This is a genomic window from Streptomyces sp. NPDC002088 (genome assembly GCF_040296605.1).
Taxonomy (GTDB): domain Bacteria; phylum Actinomycetota; class Actinomycetes; order Streptomycetales; family Streptomycetaceae; genus Streptomyces.
This window is the reverse complement of record NZ_JBEOXO010000029.1, coordinates 65,111-90,665: the sequence shown is the minus strand read 5'-3', so window position 1 is coordinate 90,665 and position 25,555 is coordinate 65,111. Positions and strand designations below refer to the sequence as shown.

Genomic DNA, 25,555 nt, shown 5'->3' with positions numbered 1-25,555 from the left:
GAGCGCCGTGTCGGCCGTCCGAGAGCAGATCGCCTCCCGTCCCCTACTCAGCCCCGGACCACGCCGGGGGACCGCCGGCGCGGGATCGCGCCGCCCGTCGCAGTCCGACGGGCGCGGGATCTGGCCGTACGTCCTGATCTCACCCGCCGTCCTCGGCACGCTCTACCTGCTCGTCTATCCCCTGGTCCGCGCCGTGGTGATCTCGCTCCAGGACTTCGGACTGCGCCAACTCATCGTGGGCGACGCGCGGTTCGTCGGGTTCAAGAACTACGAGACGCTGCTGGGCGACGGCCGCTTCTGGGAGGTCGTGCGCCGCACCTTCCTCTTCATGGCGGTCAACGTCGTGCTGATCATGGTGCTGTCCACGCTGGTCGCGCTCATGATCGAGCGGCTCGGCCGGTTCGGGCGGACCGCGGTCCTCAGCGCGCTCGTGCTGACCTGGGCGATGCCCGTCATCGCGGCGACCACCGTCTTCCAGTGGCTGTTCCACTCGGAGTTCGGCATCGTCAACGCGGTCCTGACCGACCTCGGGTTCGAGTCCTTCGACCGCTACCCCTGGTTCGCGCACGGCCCGGCGGCCTTCGCCATCGTGGTCACCCTCGTCGTGTGGCAGTCCGTGCCCTTCGCGGCGATCACCCTGTACTCGGCCCTCACCACCGTCCCGACCGAGCTGTACGAGTCGGCGCGGCTCGACGGGGCGTCGGGGCCGCGGATCTTCCGCTCCATCACCTTCCCGATGGTCCGGCCGATCTTCATGCTCGTGTTGTCGCTGGAGGTGATCTGGACCTTCAAGGCGTTCGTCCAGATCTGGGTGATGACCAACGGCGGGCCCGGCGACGCGACCACGATCCTGCCCGTGTACGCGGTGCAGACCGCCCTGTCGAGCCAGCGCTACGACCTCGGGTCGGCGGCCTCCATGGTCACCGTCGTGCTGATGTCGGGCGTGCTCGTCTTCTACTTCCGCCAGATGTTCCGCCAGGAGGACGAGCTCGCATGAGCACGACCCGGCCCCGCATCCGCCGTCTGCCCCTGAACGCCGCCGCCGTCATCACGGTCGTCGTCTGTCTGTTCCCGGTCTACTGGATGGTCGCGACCGCGTTCACACCGACCCGCGACATCCAGTCCGACAGCCCCCGGTTCGTCCCCGAGGCCTGGACACTCGACCACTTCCGCGCCGCCGTCGGCGCCGACGGCTTCGGTCTGTTCTGGCGAAACAGCATCCTCGTCACGCTGAGCGCCGTCCTGCTCGCCCTCGTCATCGCGCTCGGCGCCGCCTACGCGGTGGCCCGGATGAAGTGGAGGGGGCGCCGGCAGTTCATGCTCATGGTCTTCATCGCCCAGATGGCGCCCTGGGAGTCGCTGATCATCCCGGTCTACATCATCTCCCGGGACACCGACATGCTCGACCGGCTGCCGACCCTGACTCTCGTCTACTTCATGATGACGCTGCCGTTCACCGTCATCGTCCTGCGCGGCTTCATCGGCACCATCCCACCGGAACTGGAGGAGTCCGCCCAGGTCGACGGCTGCACCCGGCTCGGCGCGTTCCGGCACATCGCATTCCCGCTGCTGGCCCCAGGGCTGATGGCCACCTCGCTGTTCGGCTATATCACCGCCTGGAACGAGTTCACGTACGCCAACTTCCTGATCATCAAGCATCAGGACAGCCGCACCCTGCCCGTGTGGCTGTCCTCGTTCCAGAACGTCTTCGGCACCGACTGGGGCGCCACCATGGCCGCCTCGACTCTCTTCGCTGCCCCGGCACTTGTGGTTTTCCTGCTGCTCCAGCGCCACGTCACCTCCGGCTTCGCGGCCGGAGCGGTCAAGGGCTGACCCCCACACCCACCCCCGCGACCCCGTTCCGGAGGCGATCCATGCCCGCACTCGTGCCCCGCCCCACCGAGGCCTCGTTCCGGCCCGGCCACTTCACGCTCGACCACGGCACCACCCTGCGGCTCGGCGCAGGCGCCGAACCCGCCGCGGAACTGCTGCGCACCCTGCTCGCCCCCGCCACCGGACTGTCCCTACGACCGTCCCCGGACGGCCAGTTCACCCTGGCGCTCGACTCCGGCCTCAGCGACCTGGGCGAAGAGGGGTACGCCCTCGCCATCGACCGGCACGCCGTACTGCTGCGCGCCGCGCACCCCACCGGTCTGCTGCGCGGCATCCAGACGATCCGCCAACTCCTGCCCCCACAGGCCCTGTCAGCGATCCCGCAGCCCGGTACGCGGTGGCTGCTGCCCTGCGCCGACATCACCGACGTCCCGCAACACCCCTGGCGCGGCGCGATGCTGGACGTGGCCCGCCACTTCCAACCCGTCTCCTACCTTCGCCGGTACGTGGACCTGCTGGCCCTGCACAAGATCAGCGTGTTCCATCTGCATCTCACCGACGACCAGGGCTGGCGCATGCCGGTCGCGGCCTTTCCCAAGCTCACCGAGATCGGCGGCCACCGCGCCGAGTCCCAGGTCGGTCCGGCGGGCAGCGACACGTACGACGGCACCCCGCACGGTGGGTCGTACACGCGGGCCGAACTCGCCGACCTCGTCCAGTACGCGGCCGCGCGCGGCGTCACCGTCATGCCGGAGATAGAGATGCCCGGGCATGTACGAGCCGCCCTCGCCGCCTACCCCCGACTGGGCAACCACCCGGAGCGCACCCTCGACGTCTGGACGCGCTGGGGCGTGTGCGACACCGTCCTCGGCGTCCACGACGAGGTCCTCGACTTCTGCCGTACCGTCCTCGACGAGGTCATGGACGTCTTCCCCTCGCCGTACATCCACGTCGGCGGCGAGGAGTGCCCCACCACCGAGTGGACGCAGAGTGCCGCCGCACGCAAACGAGCCGTGACGAAGGGCCTGCCGAACCCCGAGGCCCTGCACGGCTGGTTCCTCGGGCAGATCGGCGATCACCTCGTCCGCAACGGACGCCGCCCGGTCGGCTGGGCCGAGACCGGCGCCGAACTGCCCCTGGACTTCACGGTGATGACCTGGCGCGACTCGGCCCACACCCTGACGGCCGCCCGTCGCGGCCACCCCGTCGTCAGCGCTTACCACCGGGCCACCTACCTCGACTACGCCCAGTCCGACGCCCCGCACGAGCCGCCGGCCCAGCCCGGAACCGTCGTAGATCTGCGGGCCTTCCATGACCACGACCCCGTGCCGGAGGAGGCGGACGCCGAGGCGGCCGGGCAGGTGCTCGGCGCACAGGCCCAGCTGTGGACCGAGTTCGTCACGACACCCGCCCACATCGAGTACCTCACCTACCCGCGGCTGTGCGCCCTCGCCGACCGCGGCTGGAGCGGGGTGACCGACTGGGCGGACTTCCGGTCCCGCCTCGACGAGCACACGGCCCGGCTCGACGCCCTCGGCGTCCAGCGCCACCCCTGACAACACCACGTCCGACCCCGTCCCGTTCCGGAATCACCCCACCCTTCTGGAGAGGAACAACCATGAGATTCGCGAAGACCCGGCTGCGCGCCACCGCGTCCGCCGCCGTCGCGGTGGCCATGGGCGCCGCCGCGCTCACCGCACTCCCGGCCACCGCGAGCGCGGCCGGCGACGGGCTGACCGTCCAGTACCGCACGAGCGCCACGGGAGCCACCGCCGACCAGTCCGAGCCCTGGTTCAAGGTGAAGAACACCGGCACCACGACCGTGCAACTCGCGAACGTCAAGATCCGCTACTACTTCAAGGCCGACTCGGCGAGCGCGACCTATCGCTTCGCCTGCTCCTGGGCCGTCAAGGGCTGCGCCAACGTCACGGGCACCTTCGGCACGCTCGCCAACCCGACCGCCACCGCCGACCGTTACCTGGAGATCGGCTTCACCTCCGGTGCCGGCTCGCTCGCCCCGGGCGCCGACACCGGCGACATGCAGCTGCGCTTCTACCAGTCGACGTGGCAGTCGCTGAACCAGAGCGACGACTACTCCTTCGGCGCCTCCCAGACGTCGTACGGCGACTGGTCCAAGGTCACGGCCCAGCTGGCCGGCACCACCCTGTGGGGCACGGCCCCCGCGGGCAACGACCCGACGACCCCGCCCACCGACCCACCGACCGATCCCCCGGCCGACGCCGCCACGCTGTTCGACGACTTCAACTACAGCAGCTACAGCGACCCGAAGATCTCGGCGAACGGCTGGAGCGTGCGCTCCAACTCCGGCGGCCCCGGCGTGTCCGGCGCCACCTGGGCGCCCGAGAACGTCACCTTCGCCACCACGAGCGGCAACTCCATCATGAACCTGGAGGCCTCGACCGCCGGCACCGGAGCGAGCACCGAGCAGACCGAAATCCTCACCCAGGCACGAAAGTTCAAGAACGGCACCTACGCGGCCCGGGTCAAGTTCAACGACGCGCCCAAGTACGGCCCGGACGGCGACCACCTCGTCCAGACGTTCTTCACCATCAACGACCTCACGGCCCCGCTGGCGGACGACTACGCCGAGTACGACTTCGAGTACCTGCCCAACGGCGGCTGGGGCGAGACGTCGAACATCCTCTACACGACGTCCTGGGAGACCTACCAGGCCGACCCGTGGGTGGCGGTCAACCAGCACACCGAAGCCCGTCAGAGCTACGCCGGCTGGCACGACCTGGTGCTGACCATCGACAACAGCAACATCAAGTACTACATCGACGGGCAGCTCTTCGGCACCCATGACTCCGCGTACCTGCCGGAGCGGCCGATGTCGATCAACTTCAACCAGTGGCTGATCGACTTCGGCGGCCTGACCAGCTCCACCGCGCGGGCGTACGACCAGCAGGTCGACTACGTCCTGCACGTCAAGGACCAGGTCCTCACGCCGGCGCAGGTCGCCGCCAAGGTGACGGCGTATCGCAGCGCCGGCACCACGTTCCAGGACACCGTCCCCAGCAGCTGATCCGAGCGTCCGGCGCCGGGGCCCTGTGGATCACCGGGCCCCGGCGCCCACACCGTCCAAGCTCCGGGCCATGCGCGTATTGGTCTTGGAGGACGACCCCGAGCTGGGGCCCGTCGTCGCCGCTCAGCTGCGGGATGCGGGGTTCGCGGTGGACACCGTCCTGGTCAGCGCCCCTTCCGCGGACGGCGGGCAGCTGAGGTGGGCGGCGGCTCCGGTCTGGGACGACGACCGGCAGAAGGAGGCAGTGGCCCATCCGGAGTGATCCGGCAGCCCCCGAACACGCGGGGAGGCGGAGGCTGCCGGAGGCGTTGCGCTCCTCAGGAGGTGAGGTAGCAGGACTTGCTCACGCCGGGCAGCGGATCGGTGCCGAATGCCGCCGTCGTGCAGCCGGTGCCGCCGGTGAACGACTTGTACACGAAGCTGCCCCGGGCTCCGTAGGCGACGGTCTGCTGTCCGCTGAAGGCGCAGGTGCCGCCTTCGGCGGAGCAGGTGGTGGCGTAGCCGACCGGGCCGCCGCTCGCGGTGTAGCAGGCCTTCGACTCGCCGGAGATCGGGTCGCCGAACGTGGCGTCGGTGCATGGGGTGTCACCGGTGGCCGTGATCGTGGCAAACGCTCCGAAGGCCCCGTACATCACCGGCTGTCCCGCGGCGGCCGGACAAGTGCCGTTCTGGGACGCGCACTTGGTCCAGCCGCCGGGCGGGGCTCCGTCGGGCGGCAGGTAGCAGGACTTGGCGACTCCGTCGATGGGATCGCCGAAGTGGGCGTTGGTGCAGGCGACGGAACCGTTGGTGACCTGGTGGGCGAAGTTGCCGTTGGCGCCGTAGGCGACGTCACGGTTGTAGCCGGGCACGGCGCAGGTTCCGCCCTCTGCGGCACAGACGGTGTATCCGGGCGGGCCGCCCGCGTCGGCGACGTAGCAGGACTTGACGAGATTCGACGCCGGATCGCCACCGAACGAGTCGCTGGTGCAGGCGGTGCTGCCGGTCACTGTCTTGTACGTGTACGACCCGGCCCCGTAGGCCACCGAGCGGGTGCCGCTGAAGGAGCAGGTGCCGCCCTCGCCTGCGCACCGGGTGAAGCCCGCTCGCAGGGCGCCGGTACCCGGTTCGGCAGGCGGAGCGGGATTGCCCAGTCCGGTGGCGTTCACGGTGTAGCTGCCCGGCGCGACGCCGGTCAGGTAGACGTAGGTGTCGTCCTGGCTCGCGCCGGTGATGCCCGAGGTGGGCGTGAAGGTTCCGTTGCTCCAGACGACGTTGCCGTTCACGGACACCGAGATGTTGGAGCCGCCGAACTTCGGAACTCCGATACGGCCGGTGGTACCGGACGGGCTGGAGAGGTGCGCCGTGTAGGTGCCGGCGGCGGGGTCGCGGGACCAGGACCCGCTGATGGCGCCCTGGGGCATGGTGATGCGGCCCTCGGCACTGGTCAGGTCGCCGGGGTGCGGGACGAAGCGGTACGCGCCGTTCGCCGACTCCGGTGCGGTGCCGAGCACGTCGAAGGTGAGCGTGGAGGTGGGCGCGGTGGACCAGCCGTGGGCCAGGCTCATGAACGAGCCGCCGTAGGCGAGGCCGCCGTCGGCCTTGACGCCCTCCCAGAAGGTGCTCTTGGTGCCGATGTCGCTGTTGAGCATGTGGCCCCAGGTGCGGCGGATCTGCGCCAGGGCGGTGTAGTCGTCGTGGGCGGCGAAGTGGGCGTTCAGTTCCATTCCGCCGGCGAAGGGCGAGACGTTACCGCCCCATTCGGGAGTGGTGGGGCCGTAGATGCCCCAGTTCTTCCCGAGCCCCGCCATGACGCTCTTCGACTTGGCCGTGGAGTCGGTCAACCCGTACCAGACCGCCAGCGAGTTGCCGTCCTGCGGGTACAGGGCGCTGGTCGGGTTGTCCTTGTACATGCCCTTCGAGGCGTCCCACAGGCGGGAGTTGGCCGCGACCTTGATGGCAGCCGCCTTGTCGGCCCAGCTCGCGGCGAGCACACTGTCGCCCTTGGCCTGGGCGAGGGTAACGCCGCCCTTGAGCGCGGCGTACAGCAGGGCGTTGGCGGAGATGTTCTCACCGCCCTGGCCGGACCGGGCCCAGTCCTGGGTGCGGGTCACGTTGAGCAGGTTGTTGCCGTTGATCTTGTTGATGATGAAGGACATCCCGCGCGTGTAGTTGGCCCATTCGGAGTCCAGCCACGCCCGGTCGGCGGTGTAGGTGTAGTACGTGGCCGTGCCCAGCAGCGTCCAGGTGTGGTAGGTGTCCGAGCCGGTGAGGTTGAACGGCGGGCCCGACCAGGGGATTTCGCCCTCCGCCGACTGCACGTTGTACATCGTGGTGAGCGCGTTGCGGGTCGAGGTGAGGTCGTTGGAGTACGCGTACTGCGTGGGTACGGCGATGCCCAGGTCGCCGGGCCACACCGTACGGTCGCGCTTGGCCCCGTCGACCAGGACGGAGTCGCCCACGCCGACGGTGGCGCCGTTGTCCCACTCCGAGGCCGGTGGCGGCCAGGCGCGGCCCTCGTCGGAGGCGATCGTGTTGAGCTGCACGGTGTACGCCCCGGCGTACCAGATGCGGTTGAGCAGCTCGTCGCTGGAGGAGAAGTAGTTGGCGTAGTCGGCCGGGTTGGCCTTTCCCGGAGCCGCGGTGAAGGCGAGGCTGACGCCCTTGAGGTCCACCCAGCCCGAGCTGTCGAGGAAGACGGTGAGGTAGCGGAAGCCGCCACGCTGTTGGGCGGTGGGCATCGTGTAGGTGCCGTTGGCGGAGGCCGTGGCGTAGAGCGCTCCGTCCTCGCCGTCGCGGCCGCTGCTGCGGTCGCTGTTGTTGCCCACGTACAGGGACGACTCGCTGAAGGCCAGGCCGACTCGCTGGCCGCTGTCGCTGGTACTGCCGAATGACAACGTTGCCATACCGGCGACCTCTTTGCCGAAGTCGAGCGTGATGGCCGACTGCGAGCCGGAGATCCGCGTCGGCTGTCCGCTGAGGACGTTCTGCGGGTTCGCGACGCTGCCGGACGTGCGGTGGACGGCGGTCGGCTTGAGGGTGCGTGAGGTCGGCGAGTAGTTCAAGGCATCAAGCTCCGCTCGGGGGCTGGAGGTTGAGGTTGGCGACGCGGACGCGGGCGACACGGGAGCCACGGCCAGCGCGGCCGCCACGACCATGGCGAGGCTGAGCAAGTGGTACCGACCTGGCGATCTACTCAACGGGGAACGACGACGCATGGAAACCTCCCGGGGCGGGTGCGGGCACACGGAAACGCAAATCCTGAAACGATTCAACGCGGCGATCCACGAGACCCAGCACCTGATCGGACAGTTGGATACACGAGGAGCCTCGTCGAAGTGCCACCGATGATGGGCGCCCGAAAACGGTGTGTCAACCCGCCACGGCAGCCCCGAACCGCCCTGAAAAACACCCCCGTTGGAGGCATTGACAGGGTCCCGCCAAGCCGCTTCACTGCCTCGGAGACAGGTATGGACCAGTGCTCGATTCCTGCCCGGCTCGGTGAGAGCCGTCGGCCCCAGTCGCACCCGCCAACCGGCATCCCCCATCGTGAAATCGAGGCGAGTTCCGGTGTCCTCACAAAGCTCCGACATCGTTGCCAGGTCACGACTCCTCAGCTTCCTACTGACGGCCGCTCTCGCGTTCGCGGCACTGGTCCAGGCCGCAACGCCGGCGGCCGCCGCCACCCCCGTGTGCGTCCTGGCCTGTGACACGCTGGACCCCTCACAGGCCCGGCAGGAGAGCTTCCCGGTGCCGGACAAGAACCTCAACGGCCGTCGCCTCCAACTGCACATCTCCGACGCGGACGACATGGCCTGGGCCAGCATCGACAACGGCGTGCCCGGCGACGCGGTGTGGCTGGACCGCTCCTGGGACGGCGGAGCCACCTGGGAGGGACTTCTCGGCAAGGCGAGCATCCCGAGCACCTGGACCGGCACCAGGACGCTGATGTACAACATCACGGACCCCCGCAACCACCGACGCGGACTCGTGCGGGCCTGCGGCGACGCCGCCGGCGTCGGCTGCACGAACTGGGTCTACCCCACCGTCTGCGACACCCTCTGCGACGGCACCAGCGCCGGCCAGGCAGCGGGCGACGACCAGCCGGTGCCCTCAACCACCCTCTACGGCCGCACGATCCGGTTGCACGTCGACCAGAAGAACTCCATGGCCTGGGCCAGTATCGACACCGGTGGCGCCGGCGACGAGATCTGGCTCGACCGCTCCTGGGACGGCGGCTCGACCTGGCCCGACGGCTCCTCCCTCGGCCGTACCAGCACCCCGTCCGGTGCCACCACCACCCGTACCGCGATGTACGCCACCCGCGACCCGCGCGGCCTTCTCTACGGCGGCGCGGTCCGCGCCTGCGGCCGGGAGGCCAGTCACAACGAGGGCAGTTGCACCGCGTGGGTCAGGCCGGCGCCGACCAGGGCACGCGCCGCGGCGGACGCTCTGATGACCTCGTACGACCCCTACAACGGCTGGTGGCCCAGCAGTTGGTGGAACTCGGCAGCCACCCTCACCTCCCTCATCGACTTCGCGAGGACCACCGGCAGGCACGACTACGACTGGATCGTGGCGCGCACCTTCGAGCAGAACAAGGGCGTCTTCCCCGCCGGTGTCCGCAGTTCGGACGCGATCGAGGGCCACTTCATCAGCCGTTCCATCGACGACTCGGGCTGGTGGGCCATCGCCTGGCTTGACGCGTACGACTACACCGGCGACTCCCGCTACCTCGACGAGGCCGTCACGATCGCCAATTACGTCCAGCAGTACTGGGATCCCAGCTCCTGCGGCGGTGGCGTGTGGTGGGACCGGGAGCGCACCTACAAGAACGCCGTGACGAACGGGCAGTACTTCTGGCTGACCACGGCGCTGCACCAGCGCATCCCGGGCGACACGGTATGGCTCCAGCGGGCGAAGACGGCCGCCGCCTGGTACAAGGCCAGCGGGATGATCAACTCCTCGGGGCTGGTGAACGACGGGCTGGACTCGTCCTGCGCCAACAACGGTAGCACCGTGTGGAGTTACAACCAGGGACTGGCCATCGGCGCCTTCACCGAACTGTGGAAGACGACCGGCGACAGCTCGCTGCTGACCACCGCACGCACCCTGGCCGACGCCGCCATCAGCAGCCCGACGCTGACCCGGGACGGAGTGCTCACCGAGTCCTGCGACATCGGCTCGGCGTCCTGCGACGACAACCAGAAGCAGTTCAAGGGCATCTTCATGCGGAACTTCACCGACCTCGCGAAGGCCACCGGTTCCAGCACCTATCAGGCTTACATCCAGAAGCAGGCGGACACGCTGTGGGCGCAGGACCGCACCTCCCTCAACGCGCTGGGTGAACGCTGGGCCGGCGCCGGCCCCAACCAGACCGACTGGCGCACTCAGGCCAGCGCACTCGGGGCACTCACCGCCGCAGCGGGCTGACGAACTGCTCTGACGCGCAAGGTGGGTGCCGCACACCTGGGTGAACGGCGGCCTGGTTGCGTTCCTCAGGCGCGACCAGGCCGACCGTGAAGCACCCACTCACCTGAGGAGCAGGCTATGAGCGTCACCCCCACGGACACCGTGACCTGGCGGCGCACCCAGGACAGCCCGCGGTGGCAGAGGCTCCGCCACCACAGAGCGCTGCACCGGGACATCAAGCCGGACAACGTCATCCTCTCGTCGACCGGCCCTCAGCCTCGCGTGCACGCGCCTGCACCGGCAAAGTTCAGCCCCGACTACCGGCCTTCCCGCACGCCGGGTAGAACGTGCGCAGACCCGAGCTGGGCATGTTGCTCGGGGTGTCGTCATCGGTCTGGTCCGCGACGACGGTGTACCTGCTCGTGCCAGCGGTCGCGTCGGCGAGTCCCGTGTCCCCGTCGCCGAGGCGGGCCTCCGTCTGGTAGACCCCGTCGCCTGCGTAACTGAACACCGCCAGGTCGGGGTAGGGGTCGTGATCGTAGTCGGCCACGGCGATGCCACGGGTCTCGCCGAGGTCGAGATGCCGGGTGTGCTGTCCCCGGCCGGAGGCCGAGAAGGGGCCCGAGATCAGCTCGTCCGCGGTCGGCTCGATCGCGTCGTCTCCCTGCTTCTGTCCGGTGGCCACGACGACCAGGTCGCTCCAGCCGTCGCCGTTGAAGTCGGCCACCGCCGCCAGCACGTCTTCCTCTCCGGCGCCGGAGCCTCCGACCAGCTTCCTCACCCCGACCGGCGTGCCGTAGCCCGCCTCCTTGCCGAACGCGACGGTCAGTCGAGCACCGGTGTGGGAGGGGTCGGAGACGCGGTCTGCGCGGCCGTCGCCGTCGATGTCGGCCAGCAGATCCCCCGACGGCGAGACACACGACGCGACCGAGGATCTGCCCGTGGGACGTGGAGGTGCCCCTGCGACGGACTCACCGCAGGCGCCGAGCAAGGCCGCGGCTGTCGCCAAGGCAGCCGCCTGCCTCAACAGCTGTGCACGCCCGCTCGGATGGCTCGTTGTTCGCATGACTGTGACAAGCACCTTTCAAACAGCGGGGGATGATCGGCTGAAGCTCCGAGCGTAGGCGGCAACGTCGTTGGGAATGGCCCAGCTTGCCAACTTGCACCGGATGCCGACCTGGCAGAGGCTAAAGACTCGCTCGCTCAGCATCAGCCTCGCATCGGCGAGAGTCGCCTGCCTCAAGGGCGCCAAGCCGTATGGGACTTTCCCTCGTCCTAGGAGTCCGCGGAGTCGTCCTGGGAAGACACTGGCGCTGGGATTTGTCCTTCTCCCCAGGCGGACCTCCTCCACAGCGAGCACTTCCTGAACGGCGTGGAGGACGATGCCGGCGGTGGGGCTCAAGGACCGCATGAGTTGGTCACCGACGGCTCGAAGACCGCCGCACCGGGGTTGAGCTTGAACTTCAGCTTCCGGTCCACGGAGAACCACAGCCGGCCGCCGGCTGCGCGGGGGATGGTGATCTGTTGGGGCCGGCACCCGAGGCGTTCAGCGGGATCGCGCAGTCCGCCGCGACAGGGGTGCCGGTCGAGGACGGGGGACGAGGGGTAGTACAGTGTCTGGCCGTCGGCCTGCAGCGGGTACCAGGCGTTGTCGTTGTCGATCGCCAGGCCGGTGACGTACGCGTAGACCGTGTTGGAGCCGGTGTTGTTCGGCAGGTCGACGCGGTGGCGAAGCCCGGGCGGCCACGCCGGTGAGGATCGCGGGGGCGGCCAGTGCCCCATGGAGGTTCGGCTTCTGCGGGGCAACATGGCGCCGGATCTCCCAGGGAGGGCGGCGCCGGTCGGCGATGACCGGTCAGGACGCCGCGTTCATCAGGTCGAGAGCGCTCTGCTGGCGGGCGGCGTCCGTCGAGTCGATCGGCCCTGCCCAGTGCAGCCCGTACGCGTCGAGCGCGTTGCGGTCGTTGGCGTAGGCCGCGTCGGCCTGACGTGCGATGTACGCGCTGTAGGGGCGGTCGGACAGCTGGACGTTGAAGGCGCTCAGCCCGCGGACGTAGGCGCCCTTGAAGGAGGGCCCGTCGCCCCCGCAGCCGTTCGTCTCGCACGGCTCGCGCAGGATTCCGCCGGAGTTCAGCGATGTGGAGGTGGTCGAGGCGTCACCGATCTGGCGGCCGGTGGACAGCAGGGCCGAGTCCCCCATCGCGCGGTACAGCTCAGCCAGCCCGCCGAGGAGTACACCCTGGTTGTACGACCATGCCGTGGACCCGTTGTTGGTGCAGGTCGACAGGTCAATGCCGTCGTTGACCAGACGGGAGCTGTTGATCATGCCGGTGCCCTTGAACCACGACCACTCCGCGTTCGCCCGGCCGAGATAGACCGTGTCGCCGGAAATTCGGTTGTGCAGCGCCGCATTGAGCTCCAGGTAGAGGGAGTTGGCGATCGCGTTCTTATACGTCTTCGCCGTGCTCCACCACACCCCGCCGCCGCACGTCGAGTCCCAGTACTGCGCCATGTAGTCCGCGTCGGCGCGAGCGGTGTTCAGGTAGCGACTGTCGCCGGTCAGGTCGTACGCAGCGACCCAGGCGAGCCCCCACCACCCCGTGTCGTCGATGTAGTCGTTGCGGAACTGGCCACCCTGAGCGCCTAGTTGGCGGTCGTAGGTGTTGGCGATCGCGTACTTGTAGCTGGGCATTCCGGTGACGCGGATGTTGTCGATGATCGCGGTCAGGGCGTTGGCGGAGTTCCACCAGCCGGTGGTGTCGAACAGCCCGGTGGAGTTGTTGTACGACTGCATCAGCGCGGTGGCCGCCGCCGTGGGGCGGCTGTACGCGTTCCAGGTGGTACGGGCCCAAGCCGTGCAGGCGATCTCGGCCCGGTCTCCCGCCTTGCCGCAGGCGCGCAGGGCTCCGACGCCGTTGTTGTTCCAGTCGTCGACGTTGTACATCAGGCTGCGCCAACCCCCTTGTCCCGAGGGGATGGTGGTGTCGCCGAGCTTGCTGCCCGAGCTCCAGGTGCGGCCGCCGTCGAAGGAGCGGTCGAGCCAGACCTCGTCCCCCGGACTGCCGTTGGTGATCGAGGCCCAGCCCATCGCGTCGGTGTCGTCGAAGTGCAGGGCGAGGGTTCGGGAGTAGATGGTGGCGGTGACGGGCTGCCGATCCTGCGGGGACAGGGCCGGGTCGCGGGCGTCGCAGTACTTGTTGCAGATCGTTGCCTCGGGGGCGGCGGTCGCGACGCCGGTGGTGGCAGGGATCAGGAGGGCCAGGGTCGCGATCAGGCCGGTCCCGATTCTCCGGATGCGTCTTGCCGTTGAGCTCATGTCACATGCTCCATGGACGTGGGGCGGGAGGGCGGTCAGCCCAGACGCCACTGTTGGTTGGCGCCGCCGTTGCAGGTCCACAGCTCGACCTGGGTGCCGTTGACGTTCCCGGCGGGCTTGTCACCTCCGGTGACATCGAGGCAGAGCCCGGACTGGGTGCCGGTGATGGTGCCGTTCGCGTTCAGGCGCCACTGTTGATTCGCGCCGCCGTTGCAGGTCCAGAGCTGCACCTTCGTGCCGGGGGCGACCCCGTTGTCGTAGGCGTCCAGGCACTGGGTGCCGCCGTAGAGCCGCAGTTCACCGGCGGCGGTGAAGGTGACGGCCTGGTTGGAGCCGCCGCCGCAGTCCCAGATCTCGATCTTGGTGCCGGGGGTGGTCTGACCGTCGTAGGCGTCGAGGCAGCGGTTGGAGGAGGCTCCGATCAGTGGGTGCGTGGTCCCGACACTGGATCCGCTGCCGACGGACACCCGGTACATGACCGAGCCGTGCCCCGGAACGTTGGCCGCGATGCTGCCGCTCGTGCTGCTGATCTGGTGCGTCCAGAGGTTGTCGATCCGATACGACGAGGCGGCCTGGAGGCCCACCGCCGAGGCCGAGGTGGTGATGGTGGCCGCGCTCGAGTTCTCGTTGAACAGGACCACCGACACGTCACCGTTCGCGAGGGGTTTGGCCAGGACGTGCAGACCGCCCGACGAGGAGATCTCGGTGCCCTGCTTGCCCAGGGAGTCCTGATCGACGGCTATGACGTCCTTGTTGCCGTAGAGCGAGAGGGTGGCCGCCGAGGCGCTGCGCATGTCGTTCCCGGCGATCAGCGGCGCGGCCATCTCGGCCCACAGGCTGAAGTGGGAGCGGTCCTCGGTGAACGACATGCCATTGCCGACCTCCAGCATGTCCGGGTCGTTCCAGGCACCGGGCTTGGCGTACTGGGCGAGCTTGACGTTGGCCTTGTAGATCGACACCACCGTGGAGAAGTTGACGTTGATGTCGTCGGTGGTGCGCCAGCTGTTGCCGACTCCCGCACCCCAGGTCCACACGTCGGCCAGGCCCCAGTTGCAGAGGCTGTAGACGATGGGGCGTCCGGTGTTGGCGAGGGCGTCGCGCATGGCGGTGTACCGCTGCTGGTCGGGCACGTTCTGGTGGTTGCAGTTGTCGTACTTCAGGTAGTCGACGCCCCAGGAGGCGAAGCTGTTGGCGTCCGTCTGCTCGTGGCCGAGGCTGCCGGGGTAGCCCTGGCAGGTGGCGGTGCCGGCGCTCTCGTAGATGCCGAGCTTGAGCCCCTTGGAGTGGACGTAGGCGGCGGTGCCGCTGATGCCGTCGGGGAACTTGACCGGGTCGGGGACGAGTTGGCCGGCGGAGTTGCGGGCCGAGGCCATCCAGCAGTCGTCGATGTTGACGTACTGGTACCCCGCGTCCTTCAGACCCGAGGAGACCAGATAGTCGGCGGTCTGCTTGACCAGTTGCTCCGTGACGTTGCAGCCGAAGGCGTTCCAGTCGTTCCAGCCCATCGGGGGCGTGCGGGCCAGGCCGTTCTCGAGAGCGTCGGCGTCCGGGGCCGCCCTCATGAGGAGCAGGGGCGGGGCAAGAACGAGGAACAGCACCATGGCGAGCGCCGCTCTCAGGGGTCTCAGCCGGATCAGGGGGACGGTCATGTCTGTGTCTCCTGCTTCGCTGTGGGGGGCGGACAGGCCCGAGCGTCCGGAGCTATGGAAACGTATCCATGGTGAAGGTCCCACCACCGCATTCCGGCGTCAATGGTCCGTACCAAAACGGCCGTTGAAGGCACGGCGGAGAACTACTGGGGCTGCCCGGGCCGTTGACGCCCCCGATGCCCAGTGGCAACGTTTCCATTCACCGCACTCCCTGCGCGGCCCGTGTAGGCAGCGGTCAGGTCGGGCTGGGACACCGACTCCACGCACGCCGCTCCCGGCGGCGTCTTCCGGACCCAGGCGAACTGGAGCCAGGACCGCAACACCGTCTCGAACATGCCGGGCGCCCAACTCGCCCTGCGCCTGCACCAGATCACCGGTGAGGACGGCTATCTGGACTGGGCGAGACGGTTCTACGACTGGACGAACACGTATCTGCAAAGCCCTGGGGGTCTGTACTGGGACCATCTCGACCTGAAGGGGACGGTCGAGAAGACCTTCTGGTCCTACAACCAGGGTGTTCCGGTCGGCGTCAACGTCCTCCTCCACAGGTCAACCCGCGACCGCACGTATCTGCGCCGGGCCGAGCCGATCGCCGAGGCGGCCTACGCCTACTACGTGACGCAGGGACGGCTTACACCCAGCCGGTGTTCTTCAACTCAATCTTCTTCAAGAACCTGCTGCTCCTGGAGTCGGTGACCGGGAGCAGCAAGTATCGCCAGGCGATGGCTGCTTACGCCGACGAGATCTGGTCCACGATGCGCGACCCGGGCACCGGCCTCGTGCACTCAACTCGTCCGGTACCACCGAGGCGATCCAGCAGGCGGCCTTCGCCCAGCTCTACGCCGTGCTCGCCTGGCCGCGCGAGTTGTGGCCGACGCTCTACTGAGCCGCTACCGGGCCGGGAGCTCTATTGGGGAGCCGTCTCCCCCGTGCCACGGGCGATCAGCCGCGAAGGCAGCACGGTCCGGCGGAAGGGGGCGTCCGCGCCGTCGATGCGGTCGATCAGGAGATGGGCGGCGCGGCGGCCGAGCTCCTCGGTGTCCGAGGTCACCACCGTGACCGGGGTGGGGAGCATGTCGGCGAGCTTGAAGTCGTCGAAGCCCACGACGGCGATACGGGCGTCCAGTTGCTGGCTCGCCCGCAGGACGCCCTCGGTGAGGAAGCCCGTCGTCGAGAAGATCGCCGTCGGCGGATGCGGCGAGGTGAGCAGGGCATGGGTGGCGGTGGCGGCTTCCTCCGTGGTGCCGCGCCGCAGGGTGACCACCAGTGCTTCGTCGGCGTCGATGCCGCTCTGCCGCAGGGCCTTGCGGTATCCGCGCAGCCGACGGCCGGTGGTGTAGTACGAGGGGGCGACGAGGATCGCGATCCGGCGGTGGCCGTGGTCGATGAGGTGCTGTGTCGCCGTGCGTCCCCCGCCCTCGTTGTCGACGAGGACGACATCGGCCTCGGCTCCGGTGGCGGGCCGGTCCACGAAGACGATGGGTACCTGGTCGTGGCCGTTGACCTCCTGCAGAAAGGCGTGGTCGCCCTGGTCGGGCACGATGATGAGCCCGGCCACTCGTCGCCCGATCAGCTCGCCCACGGCACGGCGCTCGACCTCCGGGTCCTCGTCGGCGGTGCTGAGGAGAACGGCGTATCCGGCGTGGGCGGCCACCTCGACGGCCGCCTTCGCCAGGGATGCGTAGAAGGGGTTGGTCAGGTCGCCGAGCAGCAGGCCGATGGTCAACGAGTTCTGCCCGGGGCGCAGGGAACGCGCGATCTCGTTGCGCCGGTAACCGATCTCGCTGATCGCCGCGTTCACACGGTCGGCAGTCTCCTCGCGGACCGTCCCGATGCCGTTGACGACGCGGGACACGGTGACAAGGGCGACTCCGGCCCGCTCTGCGACATCGCGCATCGTCGGCCTGGTGTTCTGGCGCTGCGGGAGACGACTGCTCACGTAGGGCGGAGACCAACTTTCCTCACGTGTCCGGCCACCTGGGAGGGTGCCGCACGGGCCTGACCGGGCGAACGCCCTCAGGATACGTTTCCGGTCTCCTCGTTCGCCCCGGTCGGCGGGCGGCTTGCCCGTCGACCGCGAGCGGAGGCGAACCGGAGCGGGGCACCTAACTATTGTTCTTGATCACATCGTTGATCTTGTCGGCCATGGTCTGCAGATCGGACAGCGGCTTCTTGCCCTGGAGGATGTCGGGCCAGTACGCCATGACCAGGTCGCTGGCCTGACTGGCCCACTGGGTGGTGAAGCGCACGCCGATGGTGGACGAGGCCTTCAGATCCGTCCTGACGGTGGAGGCGACCGTCGTCTGCCCCGCCTTGTCGAGGGCGTTGAAGTACGAGTCCTGAGCAGCGGTGTAGGCGGGCACCGCCACGGGCGAGTCGGGGAGCACCTTGGTCCACACGGTGGAGTCGAGGTACTTGAGGACCTTGAAAGTGGCGTCCGCGTTCTTGGTGTACGAGGGAGTGCAGATGCCCACGGCGTCGTACAGCGTGGCCAGCTTGTCAACCTGGGGCAGGGCGCGAATCCGTACTTCATCTTCGGCTTGTCGGTCAGGAAGCCAGAGGCCAGCCACTGGCCGCTCCATGGCATGGGGATCTGCCCGGCGGAGAACAGCGACTACTGGTTGGAGATGTCGTAACCGGGAGGCGCTACGGCGCCGCTCTTGATCCCCGCCACGAGCTTGCCGACGCCTTCGGTGTACTTGGCGTCGACGGTGACCTTGGTCGGGTGGTGGACGTCGTCGGTGAAGGGTGCGCCGCCGGCGGACTGGGAGTAGAGACTGAGGCTGAAGGGGGCGTCGAGGGCGGTCATCGCGTCGGCAACCAGGCCGTACTTGGCGCCCTTCTCGTGCAGCTTGGCGGCGGCGTCGTACATCTGGTCCCAGGTCCAGCCGGCCGCCGGTACCAGTATGCCGGCGGCCTTGAAGGCGTCGATGTCGTACCAGATGCCGTACGTGTTCATCAGCGAGGGCACGCCGCCGATCTTGCCGTCGGCGGTCGTCCAGTGGTTGCAGAAGACGGCCAGGGCCAGTCCGATGGCCAGCGACAGCGGTACGTACAGGACGACCAGAAGCAGGGTGGCGCGTACCGAGGGCCAGAACGACGGGTCGGTGCTGAACATCCTTCGGAAGTTGTCGAAGCCGACGAACTTCGGGTCCGACAGGCCGTTGTACTGCGTCAACGCGAAGTACGCCGACCGGATCAGCGGATAGACCACGAACACCGTGAAGCCGATGAGGGCGGGCGCCAGGAACACGTACGCGGCCCGGGCATCCGATCCGAGCTTCTTCCCTCGCCGGATCGGGACCCATCGGAGCCGCTGCCCGGGCGGCCTCGTCGCCGGTGGCGGAGAGGTTCGCACCCGTCGGTGCGGAGTGGCTGCCACACGCGCTCACCTTCTCCCTCCGGGGAGTTGGCGATGGCTCAGTCCTGGGCAGGCTCGCCGGTCTGGTGGTCGCCAGCTCCCTCAAGGTAACGTTTCCCATTCCCACATCTCCTGAGTCGTGGGGCGTTCCGGACTCCCTGAGCACGCTCGGACGAAAGCTCGCCGGCGAACTACGGGGAAGCCCGGCCGCGAACATCGCCGAGAGCTGCCTGACCAACACCTGGGCCACATCGATGAGTTGGGGTTCTCTTCACGAGCAGTCCGGCAGCGGGGAGCGGACGGTGGCTCCCCGGGCGGAGGTCTTCGTCAGGACCGGCGACATACCGGCGCTCGTGAGCGAGGCGTGCAACATCGGCATGACCCCGGTCATCAACCCGAACTACGAGGCGCTCACCCGGGCCCGGCTCGTCCACGTCGACCAGTACTACCTGCGCGCGGGGACCATCGCCGCGGCGAATGCCGCGCTGATCGAGGCCCAGGCCCGGGTGCCGATCGTGCAGTACTGGGGCAAGGGCCTGCTCGCCTCCGTCGACGGCCTGCGCTTCGTCGTCCCCGTCCGCGCCATCAGCGCAGCGCCGAGCCCCAAGTGCTTCGCGACGAAGAGGGGCATCACCTGGCTGAACGCGATCAACGACCAGGTCATCGGTATCGGGCAGATGGTGGTGCCCGGCACCCCGCGCGACTTGCTGTTCATCCTGGACGCCCTGCTGAACCTGGACGGCGGGGTGAAACCGGAGATGGTCGCCACCGACAACGCCTCGTACTCCGACATGGTCTTCGGCATCTTCAAGATGCTCGGCTACCGCTTCTCCCCGCGCTTCAAGGATCTTCAAGACCAGCGGTTCTGGAAGACCCAGATGCCCGGCGCCGAGACGGCGGGCGGGTACGGGCCGCTGGAGGCGCTGGAGGCGCTGGCCCGCAACAAGGTCAATGTGAAGAAGGTTCTCACGGCATGGCCGGACATGCTGCGGGTGGCCGGCTCCCTGGTCACCAACCAGGTGAGGGCGTATGACCTGCTGCGAATGTTCGGCCGCGAGGGCCACCCCACCCCGCTGGGGCAGGCGTTCGCCGAGTACGGGCGGATTGCCAAGACCCTCCACCTCCTGGCGGTGGTAGACCCCGTGGACGACACCTATCGGCGGCAGATGCACAAGCAGCTCACCGTCCAGGAGTCCCGACACAAGCTCGCCCGCGACATCTGCCACGGCAAGAAGGGCACCATCCACCAGGCGTACCGGGACGGGATGGAGGACCAGCTCGGCTCACTCGGCCTGGTCCTGAACGCCGTGGTGCTCTGGACGACCCGCTACATCGACGCCGCCGTCGTCCAGCTTCGCGCGGAGGGTCATGAGATCCGTGACGAGGACATGGCCCGGCTGTCCCCGCTCAAGCACAAGAACCTCAACGTCCTGGACCGCTACAGCTTCACCCCCACCCAGCCGGCGGGCGGCACCCTGCGCCCGCTGCGCGACCCGGACGCGGCCGGACTCGATGACGACGAGGACAGCGCTGAGAACTGACGGCGTCAGGTGCCGACCAGGCGCACCGATCAGCTTGTGAGCCGCCGCCGTGGTCAGCCGCTTCGCAGCCGCGACGGTCTGCTCCGCCCGCGGCCCCGAGGCCACCACGGCGTGGTTGTAGCCGTTGGCGGGAGGCATGCCCCGGGGCGTACGAGGTGGCGCATCGTCACGTCCTACTCATCCGGGTCCCAGGCGCTGAGCTGCTCGAAGAGACGTCGGTCGCCGTCGAGCTTCAGGGAGTTGACCGGGATACGGTCGTACAGGATGAAGACCAGCTCGCTGGCCGTGCCCCAAGCGGAGGCGGAGGCGGCGGCCGCGTCCGGGTCCTGGCCGGCAGCGGTGGCCGGCATGGTGCCGGGCCCGGGGAGGCGGGCGGTCCGTGCGCCGTCGGCGGAGAGCGAGAGGCGCCAGGAGCGGCCCTCGGAGGCGTGGAAGTCGACGGCAGCGGGCTTGTGCGGCCAGGCACTTGTCGTTGCGACGCAGGTGGACAGGAACTCGTCGACACCGTCGAGCGCCACCTCGTCCGGCAGCGGCTGCGGGGCACCTACGGTGATCTGGGCGTCGTACGTGTGCACCGCGAACTGCTGGAGCTGGTGCCGAGCTACGGCACCGGAGGTCTGCGGCGACTGCGACGTCCCCCACCACGTCCAGCAACCGCGATCCGGGCCGGCCTTCCGCAATGCGTCCAGCAGTTGCTCCGTGGACTCCGCCAACCAGGCCAGCAGGGCCTCGCGCTCCCGAGGCGCAGCCGGGGCGCCCTCCGCTGCGGACTTGGCCGGAGCAGGCCCTGCGGCGACGGTGGCGGCCCAGTCGCGGCGCCCCTCGCCGATGTGCTGCGCCAGATCGAACAGCGTCCACTCGGGGCAGGTCGGCACCTGTACGTCGAGGCTGGGCGCGGAGGCGACCGCGGCGCGGAAGGCAGTCGACCGTTCGTCGATCAGTCGCAGCAGAACGGGGAACTCGAGTGTCATTGTCACCCTGAATCTCTATCACTGCGTTCCGACAATCGGACAGCGATTTTCACAGCCGCCATCGCGGGCGGACCCTCACCACCGCGGAGAAATGATGGAGGACCTCTCCGCCGCCGACCGTGCCTGCTGTCCGGCCGCCTGCACGAGCGGCGCCAGTGGCGGCTGGGCGGCTGGATGTACTGGGTGGGCCTGCCGATGTGGGCCCACGACGGGCCGCCGGAGGGAGTCGAGGCGCGCGAGTACCGGGTGTGGCTGAGGCCTGAGCAGGCGCACCCGGTCGACGGGGTGGCGTACGACGGTGTCCCGACGTACGCCCTGCCCCGGGAGGACCGGGATGCTCCGGCCTCGGACCGCTGGGCGTGGAAGGTCCAGCGAATCCTGCCCCGCAACGGCCGCCCAGGGTCGGTCGTCGTGCACCTCTGGGACTGCCCGCGCGCTCCCGCCGGCGACCGGGAGCGGGACCTGTTCGACGTGCTCGATGTGCTGCGCACGACGGCCGGGGCGGTGCCCTGCAAGGAGTGCGGGGGCGGGCCGGCCGTCCCCGCGAAAGCGCTCGGCCGAGCGCCGAATGAGCATGCGGAGCGTGACGAGCGTGGCGGCGAGGCAGAGGCAGAAGTCCACGAACCTTCCGCTCCTCTTCTGTGCAGTGGCGGAGCTTGCCGCAGTTGTTCATCCAGGAGGTTGCGCTCGACCACCCAGCGCTTGCCAGCCTGGACCGGGGCCGGCACGCCCCTGCGTGCGATCTCGGCCGTGAACCCCCCACTACGGTGCCGACCACAGCAGGTCACAGCGCTGCGCTGACCGGCTGCGTACGCGAGAACTCGTTTCGATGTCACTCGCCGGATGGGCAGCCTTCAACAGAAGGCGGAGGATCGATTCGCCGGTACTCATTCGAGTGAGTGGTGGGTCCCCCTCTTCTCGTCGAGGGAAAGGTTCGAATGTTCCATCTACCGAAAGCAGGGGAAAACATGCGCCGCACCGTAGCTGTGGTCTTGGGGGCCCTCACCCTCCTTGGGGTTCTAGCCTCACCCGCCAGCGCCGTCCCGGACCCGGCCGCGACCGTTACATGCGTCGCTGAGACACCCGCTGGGGTCACGGAACTTGTGGACCCGGCCGCTCTCCTGGACCCGGCCGGTCTGGTGGACCCTGCCGGCCTCCCGGGGGTATCCTGCCTCGCTCCCTGAGCAGGTGAGTCCATCGGGTGGCCCACGGGCCAGCGTGCCTCGCACGTGAATCGGGGTGTAAGTAGAGGTGAGCGCGGCCGTCGGCCGATCCCGTGCTCCCCGCACGAAGGCACTCGACCAGCCCCAGGCCGAGGGCTGCGGCGCGCGGCTCGGCGCCCCGGACACCGTCCAGGTCGCCGACCGCCAGTCGTCCACCCCGCCGACCCGCAGCGCTCCACGCTCGGGATCGGGCAGTGCCATCACCCGCCGCAGGAACCTCATGCGGCCCACCACGACGGCGAAGGACGTGGCAAGCCGGGCCCCGACCCGACCGGCGAGCGCAAGTTTGATCACCCCCAGCCCGGCACGCAAGGACCGCGCGCAGCAGGCGTACAAAGTGGCCAGCTGCCAAAACCCCTCGGCGAACCTCCGCCACGCACACCTGTTGTTGCCGCAGTTGAAACGGCCTATCAGCAGCGTGATCACCACAGGCCGGCCGCACAGCGGAAAGTCGCGAACCCGCCGGAGGCAGCAATCACGGACACGGCCGCAGCACCGCCCGCAGTCCGGGCACTCCTCACTCGCCGCCCGACAGCGCCCAGTGACGCACACCAGCCCCCAAGACGACCGGGCCGTCTCGACGACAAGCTCGGTGTCAAGGCCCGCGAACACCAACGCGCGGGCGAAGCACCCCAGGCTTACCGGCCACGGACATGCGATTGACGGGGCCGAGCGGAGTCCGGCATGCGCATGGACGGCACCAAGGTGCAGGAGCGCCGCCCGAGCACGGAACCCCCGGACCGCAAGGCGTACGTCTCCCGGAAGAAGAAACAAAACACCCCACAACCCACCACCATCTGCGACGACACCCGACGGCTGCCACGGTCCGGGACCAACCAGCCCGGCCTCCAGCACCACCACGGCCCCGGTACTGGTGGACTCGCCTATTCAACTGTCGCCAGTTCTCGATCCGATCTGGAGGGGGGAGGCGGCTGGAGGTGCCCAGGTCCTCCTCGAACAACGACCGACCGGGTCCTCGATCCCGGCCTCGCGTGCTGAGGGCTGCGTTCGGTGCAGGCGTCCGTGCGTTCGTCTAACGGTGGTTTTGCCGGAAGGGAGCGCGGCGGTGCCGTACTGTCCCGTGAAGCCGTGGCGAGCTGTTGGTGCTGGTGCTCTCGCGCTTGGCAGTCAGGATGGCTGGACTTCGTCGAAGACGGCGAGGGCTTGCGTGGGGTCCGGGCTCACGAGGCGTTCCAGACCGGCCGTCGTGATTTTCGCCCATCTGCCGGCCCGTGCCCACATCTGCCCCTCGAAGGCGCGGACGGCCTCGTCCAGATCTCCAGGACCGGGGGCGGCGGCGATGGACTCGGCGAGTTCTGCGCCTTCCAGCATCGCGAGGTTCGCACCCGCCCCCAATGGGGGCATCAAGTGGGCGGCGTCGCCCAGCAGCGTCACCCCGGGGACGTGGGCCCAGGTGTGGGACACGGGCAGGACGTAGAGGGGGCGGTGGACGAAAGCGGTGCCGTGGCGGAGGAGGTCGAGGACGGGAGCGGCCCAGCCGTCGAACAAAGCCAGCAGGCTTGATCGCACGGCCTCGACGTCGGCCAGGTCCAGGTTCGTGTGCCAGTCCAGCGGCGCGCGGAACTGGGCGTACACCTTGACGTGGCCGCCGCTGTTGCGTTGGGCGACGAGCTTTCGGTTCACGCCGTACACAGCCACGGAACCGTCGCCGATCAACCGGGCGAGGTCAGGGTGGCGGGTGTCGACGTCGTCCAGGGAGGTCTCGACCGAGGTGACGCCGGTGTAGTGCGGCGTCACCGGCGAGACTGCCCGGCGGATCCGGGACCAGGCGCCGTCCGCGCCGACCACGAGGTCGAACGTCTCCTGTCGCCCGTCCGCGAAATCGACCAGCACGCCGTCCCGAGTTCCCGGCACCACCTGCGTCACGCCCCGCCCCCACTGGACGTCGAGAGGGCCGAGCAGCAGGTCACGGAGTTGCCCGCGGTCAATTTCGGGATTGGCCCGGTCATCTGGACGGGGTCGCCAGTCGCGCAGGACGGTCCCGGCCGTGTCCAGAATGCGCATGGCCTGCCCCTCGGGGCGAGACAGCGCCTGGAAATCCGCCAGCAGCCCCGCCTTGTCCAGCGCGAGCTGGCCCAGCCCTTCGTGCAGGTCCAGCGTGCCGCCCGGGGGGCGGGCGTCGGGGCCGGGATCGCGCTCGAGGACGGCGACGGGGTAGCCATGACGGTGCAGGACACGGGCGAAAGTAAGGCCGGCAGGGCCGCCCCCGACCACGGCGATACGATGTCTCATATCGATACACTGTATTTCCCCATTGCGATGCAACGCAACAGAACGGTGTGACCATGACTGTGTGGGACCGGCCGGAGCCGCCGACTCGCCCCGTGCCGCTCGACCGGGAGCGGATCGTCGCCGCCGCCATCGCGCTGGCCGACGAGGGCGGGCTGGAGGCGGTGTCGTTGCGAAAGGTAGCCGCCCGGCTGAACGCCGGCCCGATGCGGCTGTACGGATACATCTCCACCAAGGAGGAGCTGTTCGACCTCATGGTGGACGAGGTCCAGGCCGAGATTCTCCCCGAGGAGCAGCCCGGTGACTGGCGGGAGGCGCTGCGCGCCCTCGCCCATCGCACCAGGCAGTCCGCTCTCCGTCACGAATGGCTGGCCGACCTGCTCGGCGGCCGCCCGGCCCTGGGCCCGAACGGCCTCGCCGTGACCGAGGCCACGCTGGCCGCCCTCGACGGCCTCGCCGACATCGACACCGTCATGCGCGCCGTGGAGACTGTCAGCGCCTACTTCACCGGCGCGATCAGGCGCGAGATCGCGAACCTGCGGGCCGAGCGCGCCACGGGCCTGTCCAAGCGTGACTGGCAGCGCGCCTCCGGCCCGCATGTGACGAGCATGTTGGCCACGGGCCGCTTCCCGGCGCTGGCCAAGGCCGTGTACGACGGCACGGATGTAGACGCCGATACATCCTTCGCGACCGGCCTGGACTGGGTCCTCGACGCCGTGGCCGCCAAACTCACCAGGCCGTCGGCGTGACGCTCAGCTCCTGCCGAATGTGAGCGAGGTCGGGGTCGGTGTCCACGGGCCGTACGGGCTTGCGCCACCACCACTTCATAACGTTGGTGCTGCCATCGGGGCGCCGAGAGCGTCCGCTTCTTGGGTCGGGTCGTGGAAGGGCCGCAAGCGATCGGCGGAAGCCGGGCGCACCTGTCGTCGGTGGCGGGGAACCCGTCGGCGCGAATCTTTCTGACTGCGGCGTCC

Annotated in this window: 17 protein-coding genes and 3 pseudogenes; 9 read left to right on the top strand and 11 right to left on the bottom strand. The window is 69.0% G+C overall.

Features of this window, described 5'->3' with window-relative positions:
* Positions 1 to 7 precede the first annotated feature (7 nt).
* From ABT114_RS41260 to ABT114_RS41240, 5 genes are all read left to right on the top strand, one after another.
* Entirely contained in the window at positions 8 to 997 is a 990-nt protein-coding gene (locus tag ABT114_RS41260) for a carbohydrate ABC transporter permease (protein ID WP_351149691.1), read from the top strand.
* Positions 994 to 1,833 carry a carbohydrate ABC transporter permease gene (locus ABT114_RS41255; protein WP_351149688.1) on the top strand — a complete coding sequence of 280 codons (840 nt, stop codon included), beginning with the start codon at positions 994 to 996 and terminating at the stop codon, positions 1,831 to 1,833. Before ABT114_RS41260 ends, ABT114_RS41255 begins: the two co-directional genes overlap by 4 nt.
* A 41-nt stretch (positions 1,834 to 1,874) precedes the next feature.
* A complete protein-coding gene (locus tag ABT114_RS41250) occupies positions 1,875 to 3,389 on the top strand; it encodes a beta-N-acetylhexosaminidase (RefSeq protein WP_351149686.1) in 1,515 nt (504 codons plus the stop codon).
* A gap of 62 nt (positions 3,390 to 3,451) precedes the next feature.
* Positions 3,452 to 4,879, top strand: coding sequence for a cellulose binding domain-containing protein (locus ABT114_RS41245; protein ID WP_351149684.1), 1,428 nt, complete (start codon positions 3,452 to 3,454; stop codon positions 4,877 to 4,879).
* Between the two features lie 70 nt (positions 4,880 to 4,949).
* Positions 4,950 to 5,141 carry a hypothetical protein gene (locus ABT114_RS41240; RefSeq protein WP_351149682.1) on the top strand — a complete coding sequence of 64 codons (192 nt, stop codon included), beginning with the start codon at positions 4,950 to 4,952 and terminating at the stop codon, positions 5,139 to 5,141.
* 55 nt (positions 5,142 to 5,196) lie between these two features.
* On the opposite strand, the gene ABT114_RS41235 is transcribed toward ABT114_RS41240, so the two are convergent.
* The gene (locus ABT114_RS41235) at positions 5,197 to 7,923 is read right to left on the bottom strand and encodes an alpha-L-rhamnosidase-related protein (protein WP_351149679.1); all 2,727 of its coding nucleotides are present in this window, start codon (positions 7,921 to 7,923) and stop codon (positions 5,197 to 5,199) included.
* A 745-nt stretch (positions 7,924 to 8,668) separates the two neighbouring features.
* Between ABT114_RS41235 and ABT114_RS41230 the strand changes: the two genes are divergently transcribed.
* Complete coding sequence (locus ABT114_RS41230; protein ID WP_351149738.1) at positions 8,669 to 10,291, top strand: glycoside hydrolase family 76 protein; 1,623 nt, start codon at positions 8,669 to 8,671, stop codon at positions 10,289 to 10,291.
* Between the two features lie 286 nt (positions 10,292 to 10,577).
* Here ABT114_RS41230 and ABT114_RS41225 read toward each other — a convergent pair whose 3' ends face one another.
* From ABT114_RS41225 to ABT114_RS41210, 4 genes are all read right to left on the bottom strand, one after another.
* A complete protein-coding gene (locus tag ABT114_RS41225; RefSeq protein ID WP_351149676.1) occupies positions 10,578 to 11,279 on the bottom strand; it encodes an FG-GAP repeat domain-containing protein in 702 nt (233 codons plus the stop codon).
* 389 nt (positions 11,280 to 11,668) lie between these two features.
* A complete protein-coding gene (locus ABT114_RS41220; protein WP_351149673.1) occupies positions 11,669 to 12,052 on the bottom strand; it encodes a beta-1,3-glucanase family protein in 384 nt (127 codons plus the stop codon).
* 73 nt (positions 12,053 to 12,125) lie between these two features.
* Entirely contained in the window at positions 12,126 to 13,586 is a 1,461-nt protein-coding gene (locus ABT114_RS41215) for a glycoside hydrolase family 76 protein (protein ID WP_351149670.1), read from the bottom strand.
* Between the two features lie 35 nt (positions 13,587 to 13,621).
* Positions 13,622 to 15,235 (bottom strand): glycoside hydrolase family 27 protein, encoded by a 1,614-nt coding sequence (locus ABT114_RS41210; protein WP_351149667.1) that lies wholly within the window; start codon positions 15,233 to 15,235, stop codon positions 13,622 to 13,624.
* 300 nt (positions 15,236 to 15,535) lie between these two features.
* Here ABT114_RS41210 and ABT114_RS41205 point away from each other — a divergent pair.
* Positions 15,536 to 15,931, top strand: a pseudogene (locus ABT114_RS41205) (glycoside hydrolase family 76 protein); the annotation flags it as partial.
* Positions 15,932 to 16,142: 211 nt separating this feature from the next.
* Here ABT114_RS41205 and ABT114_RS41200 read toward each other — a convergent pair.
* The 3 genes from ABT114_RS41200 to ABT114_RS41190 form a co-directional block, all read right to left on the bottom strand.
* The gene (locus ABT114_RS41200) at positions 16,143 to 17,132 is read right to left on the bottom strand and encodes a LacI family DNA-binding transcriptional regulator (RefSeq protein ID WP_351149665.1); all 990 of its coding nucleotides are present in this window, start codon (positions 17,130 to 17,132) and stop codon (positions 16,143 to 16,145) included.
* Between the two features lie 208 nt (positions 17,133 to 17,340).
* Positions 17,341 to 17,805, bottom strand: a complete 465-nt coding sequence (locus ABT114_RS41195) for a hypothetical protein (RefSeq protein ID WP_351149662.1) — start codon at positions 17,803 to 17,805, stop codon at positions 17,341 to 17,343.
* Positions 17,806 to 17,849: 44 nt separating this feature from the next.
* Positions 17,850 to 18,617, bottom strand: a complete 768-nt coding sequence (locus tag ABT114_RS41190; protein ID WP_351149659.1) for an extracellular solute-binding protein — start codon at positions 18,615 to 18,617, stop codon at positions 17,850 to 17,852.
* 113 nt (positions 18,618 to 18,730) lie between these two features.
* Here ABT114_RS41190 and ABT114_RS41185 point away from each other — a divergent pair.
* Positions 18,731 to 20,137: pseudogene (locus ABT114_RS41185) on the top strand (Tn3 family transposase); the annotation flags it as partial.
* Between the two features lie 173 nt (positions 20,138 to 20,310).
* On the opposite strand, the gene ABT114_RS41180 reads toward ABT114_RS41185, so the two are convergent.
* The 3 genes and pseudogenes from ABT114_RS41180 to ABT114_RS41170 form a co-directional block, all read right to left on the bottom strand.
* Positions 20,311 to 21,114: a maleylpyruvate isomerase family mycothiol-dependent enzyme gene (locus tag ABT114_RS41180; protein ID WP_502988484.1), complete on the bottom strand. Its 804-nt coding sequence runs from the start codon at positions 21,112 to 21,114 to the stop codon at positions 20,311 to 20,313.
* Positions 21,115 to 21,636: 522 nt separating this feature from the next.
* Positions 21,637 to 21,866 (bottom strand): annotated as a pseudogene (locus ABT114_RS41175) (IS5/IS1182 family transposase); the annotation flags it as partial.
* A gap of 1,593 nt (positions 21,867 to 23,459) precedes the next feature.
* Complete coding sequence (locus ABT114_RS41170) at positions 23,460 to 24,584, bottom strand: FAD-dependent oxidoreductase (protein ID WP_351149656.1); 1,125 nt, start codon at positions 24,582 to 24,584, stop codon at positions 23,460 to 23,462.
* Between the two features lie 53 nt (positions 24,585 to 24,637).
* On the opposite strand from ABT114_RS41170, the gene ABT114_RS41165 reads away from it, so the two are divergent.
* Positions 24,638 to 25,330: a TetR/AcrR family transcriptional regulator gene (locus ABT114_RS41165; protein ID WP_351149653.1), complete on the top strand. Its 693-nt coding sequence runs from the start codon at positions 24,638 to 24,640 to the stop codon at positions 25,328 to 25,330.
* The last annotated feature ends 225 nt before the right edge of the window (positions 25,331 to 25,555 follow it).

Coding starts and splice junctions, on each gene's coding strand:
- ABT114_RS41215 (WP_351149670.1), bottom strand. CDS start 13,586: ATGAGCTCAACGGCAAGACGCATCCGGAGAATCGGGACCGGCCTGATC.
- ABT114_RS41250 (WP_351149686.1), top strand. CDS start 1,875: ATGCCCGCACTCGTGCCCCGCCCCACCGAGGCCTCGTTCCGGCCCGGC.
- ABT114_RS41170 (WP_351149656.1), bottom strand. CDS start 24,584: ATGAGACATCGTATCGCCGTGGTCGGGGGCGGCCCTGCCGGCCTTACT.
- ABT114_RS41230 (WP_351149738.1), top strand. CDS start 8,669: ATGGCCTGGGCCAGCATCGACAACGGCGTGCCCGGCGACGCGGTGTGG.
- ABT114_RS41245 (WP_351149684.1), top strand. CDS start 3,452: ATGAGATTCGCGAAGACCCGGCTGCGCGCCACCGCGTCCGCCGCCGTC.
- ABT114_RS41220 (WP_351149673.1), bottom strand. CDS start 12,052: ATGGGGCACTGGCCGCCCCCGCGATCCTCACCGGCGTGGCCGCCCGGG.
- ABT114_RS41210 (WP_351149667.1), bottom strand. CDS start 15,235: ATGACCGTCCCCCTGATCCGGCTGAGACCCCTGAGAGCGGCGCTCGCC.
- ABT114_RS41240 (WP_351149682.1), top strand. CDS start 4,950: ATGCGCGTATTGGTCTTGGAGGACGACCCCGAGCTGGGGCCCGTCGTC.
- ABT114_RS41200 (WP_351149665.1), bottom strand. CDS start 17,132: ATGCGCGATGTCGCAGAGCGGGCCGGAGTCGCCCTTGTCACCGTGTCC.
- ABT114_RS41165 (WP_351149653.1), top strand. CDS start 24,638: ATGACTGTGTGGGACCGGCCGGAGCCGCCGACTCGCCCCGTGCCGCTC.
- ABT114_RS41255 (WP_351149688.1), top strand. CDS start 994: ATGAGCACGACCCGGCCCCGCATCCGCCGTCTGCCCCTGAACGCCGCC.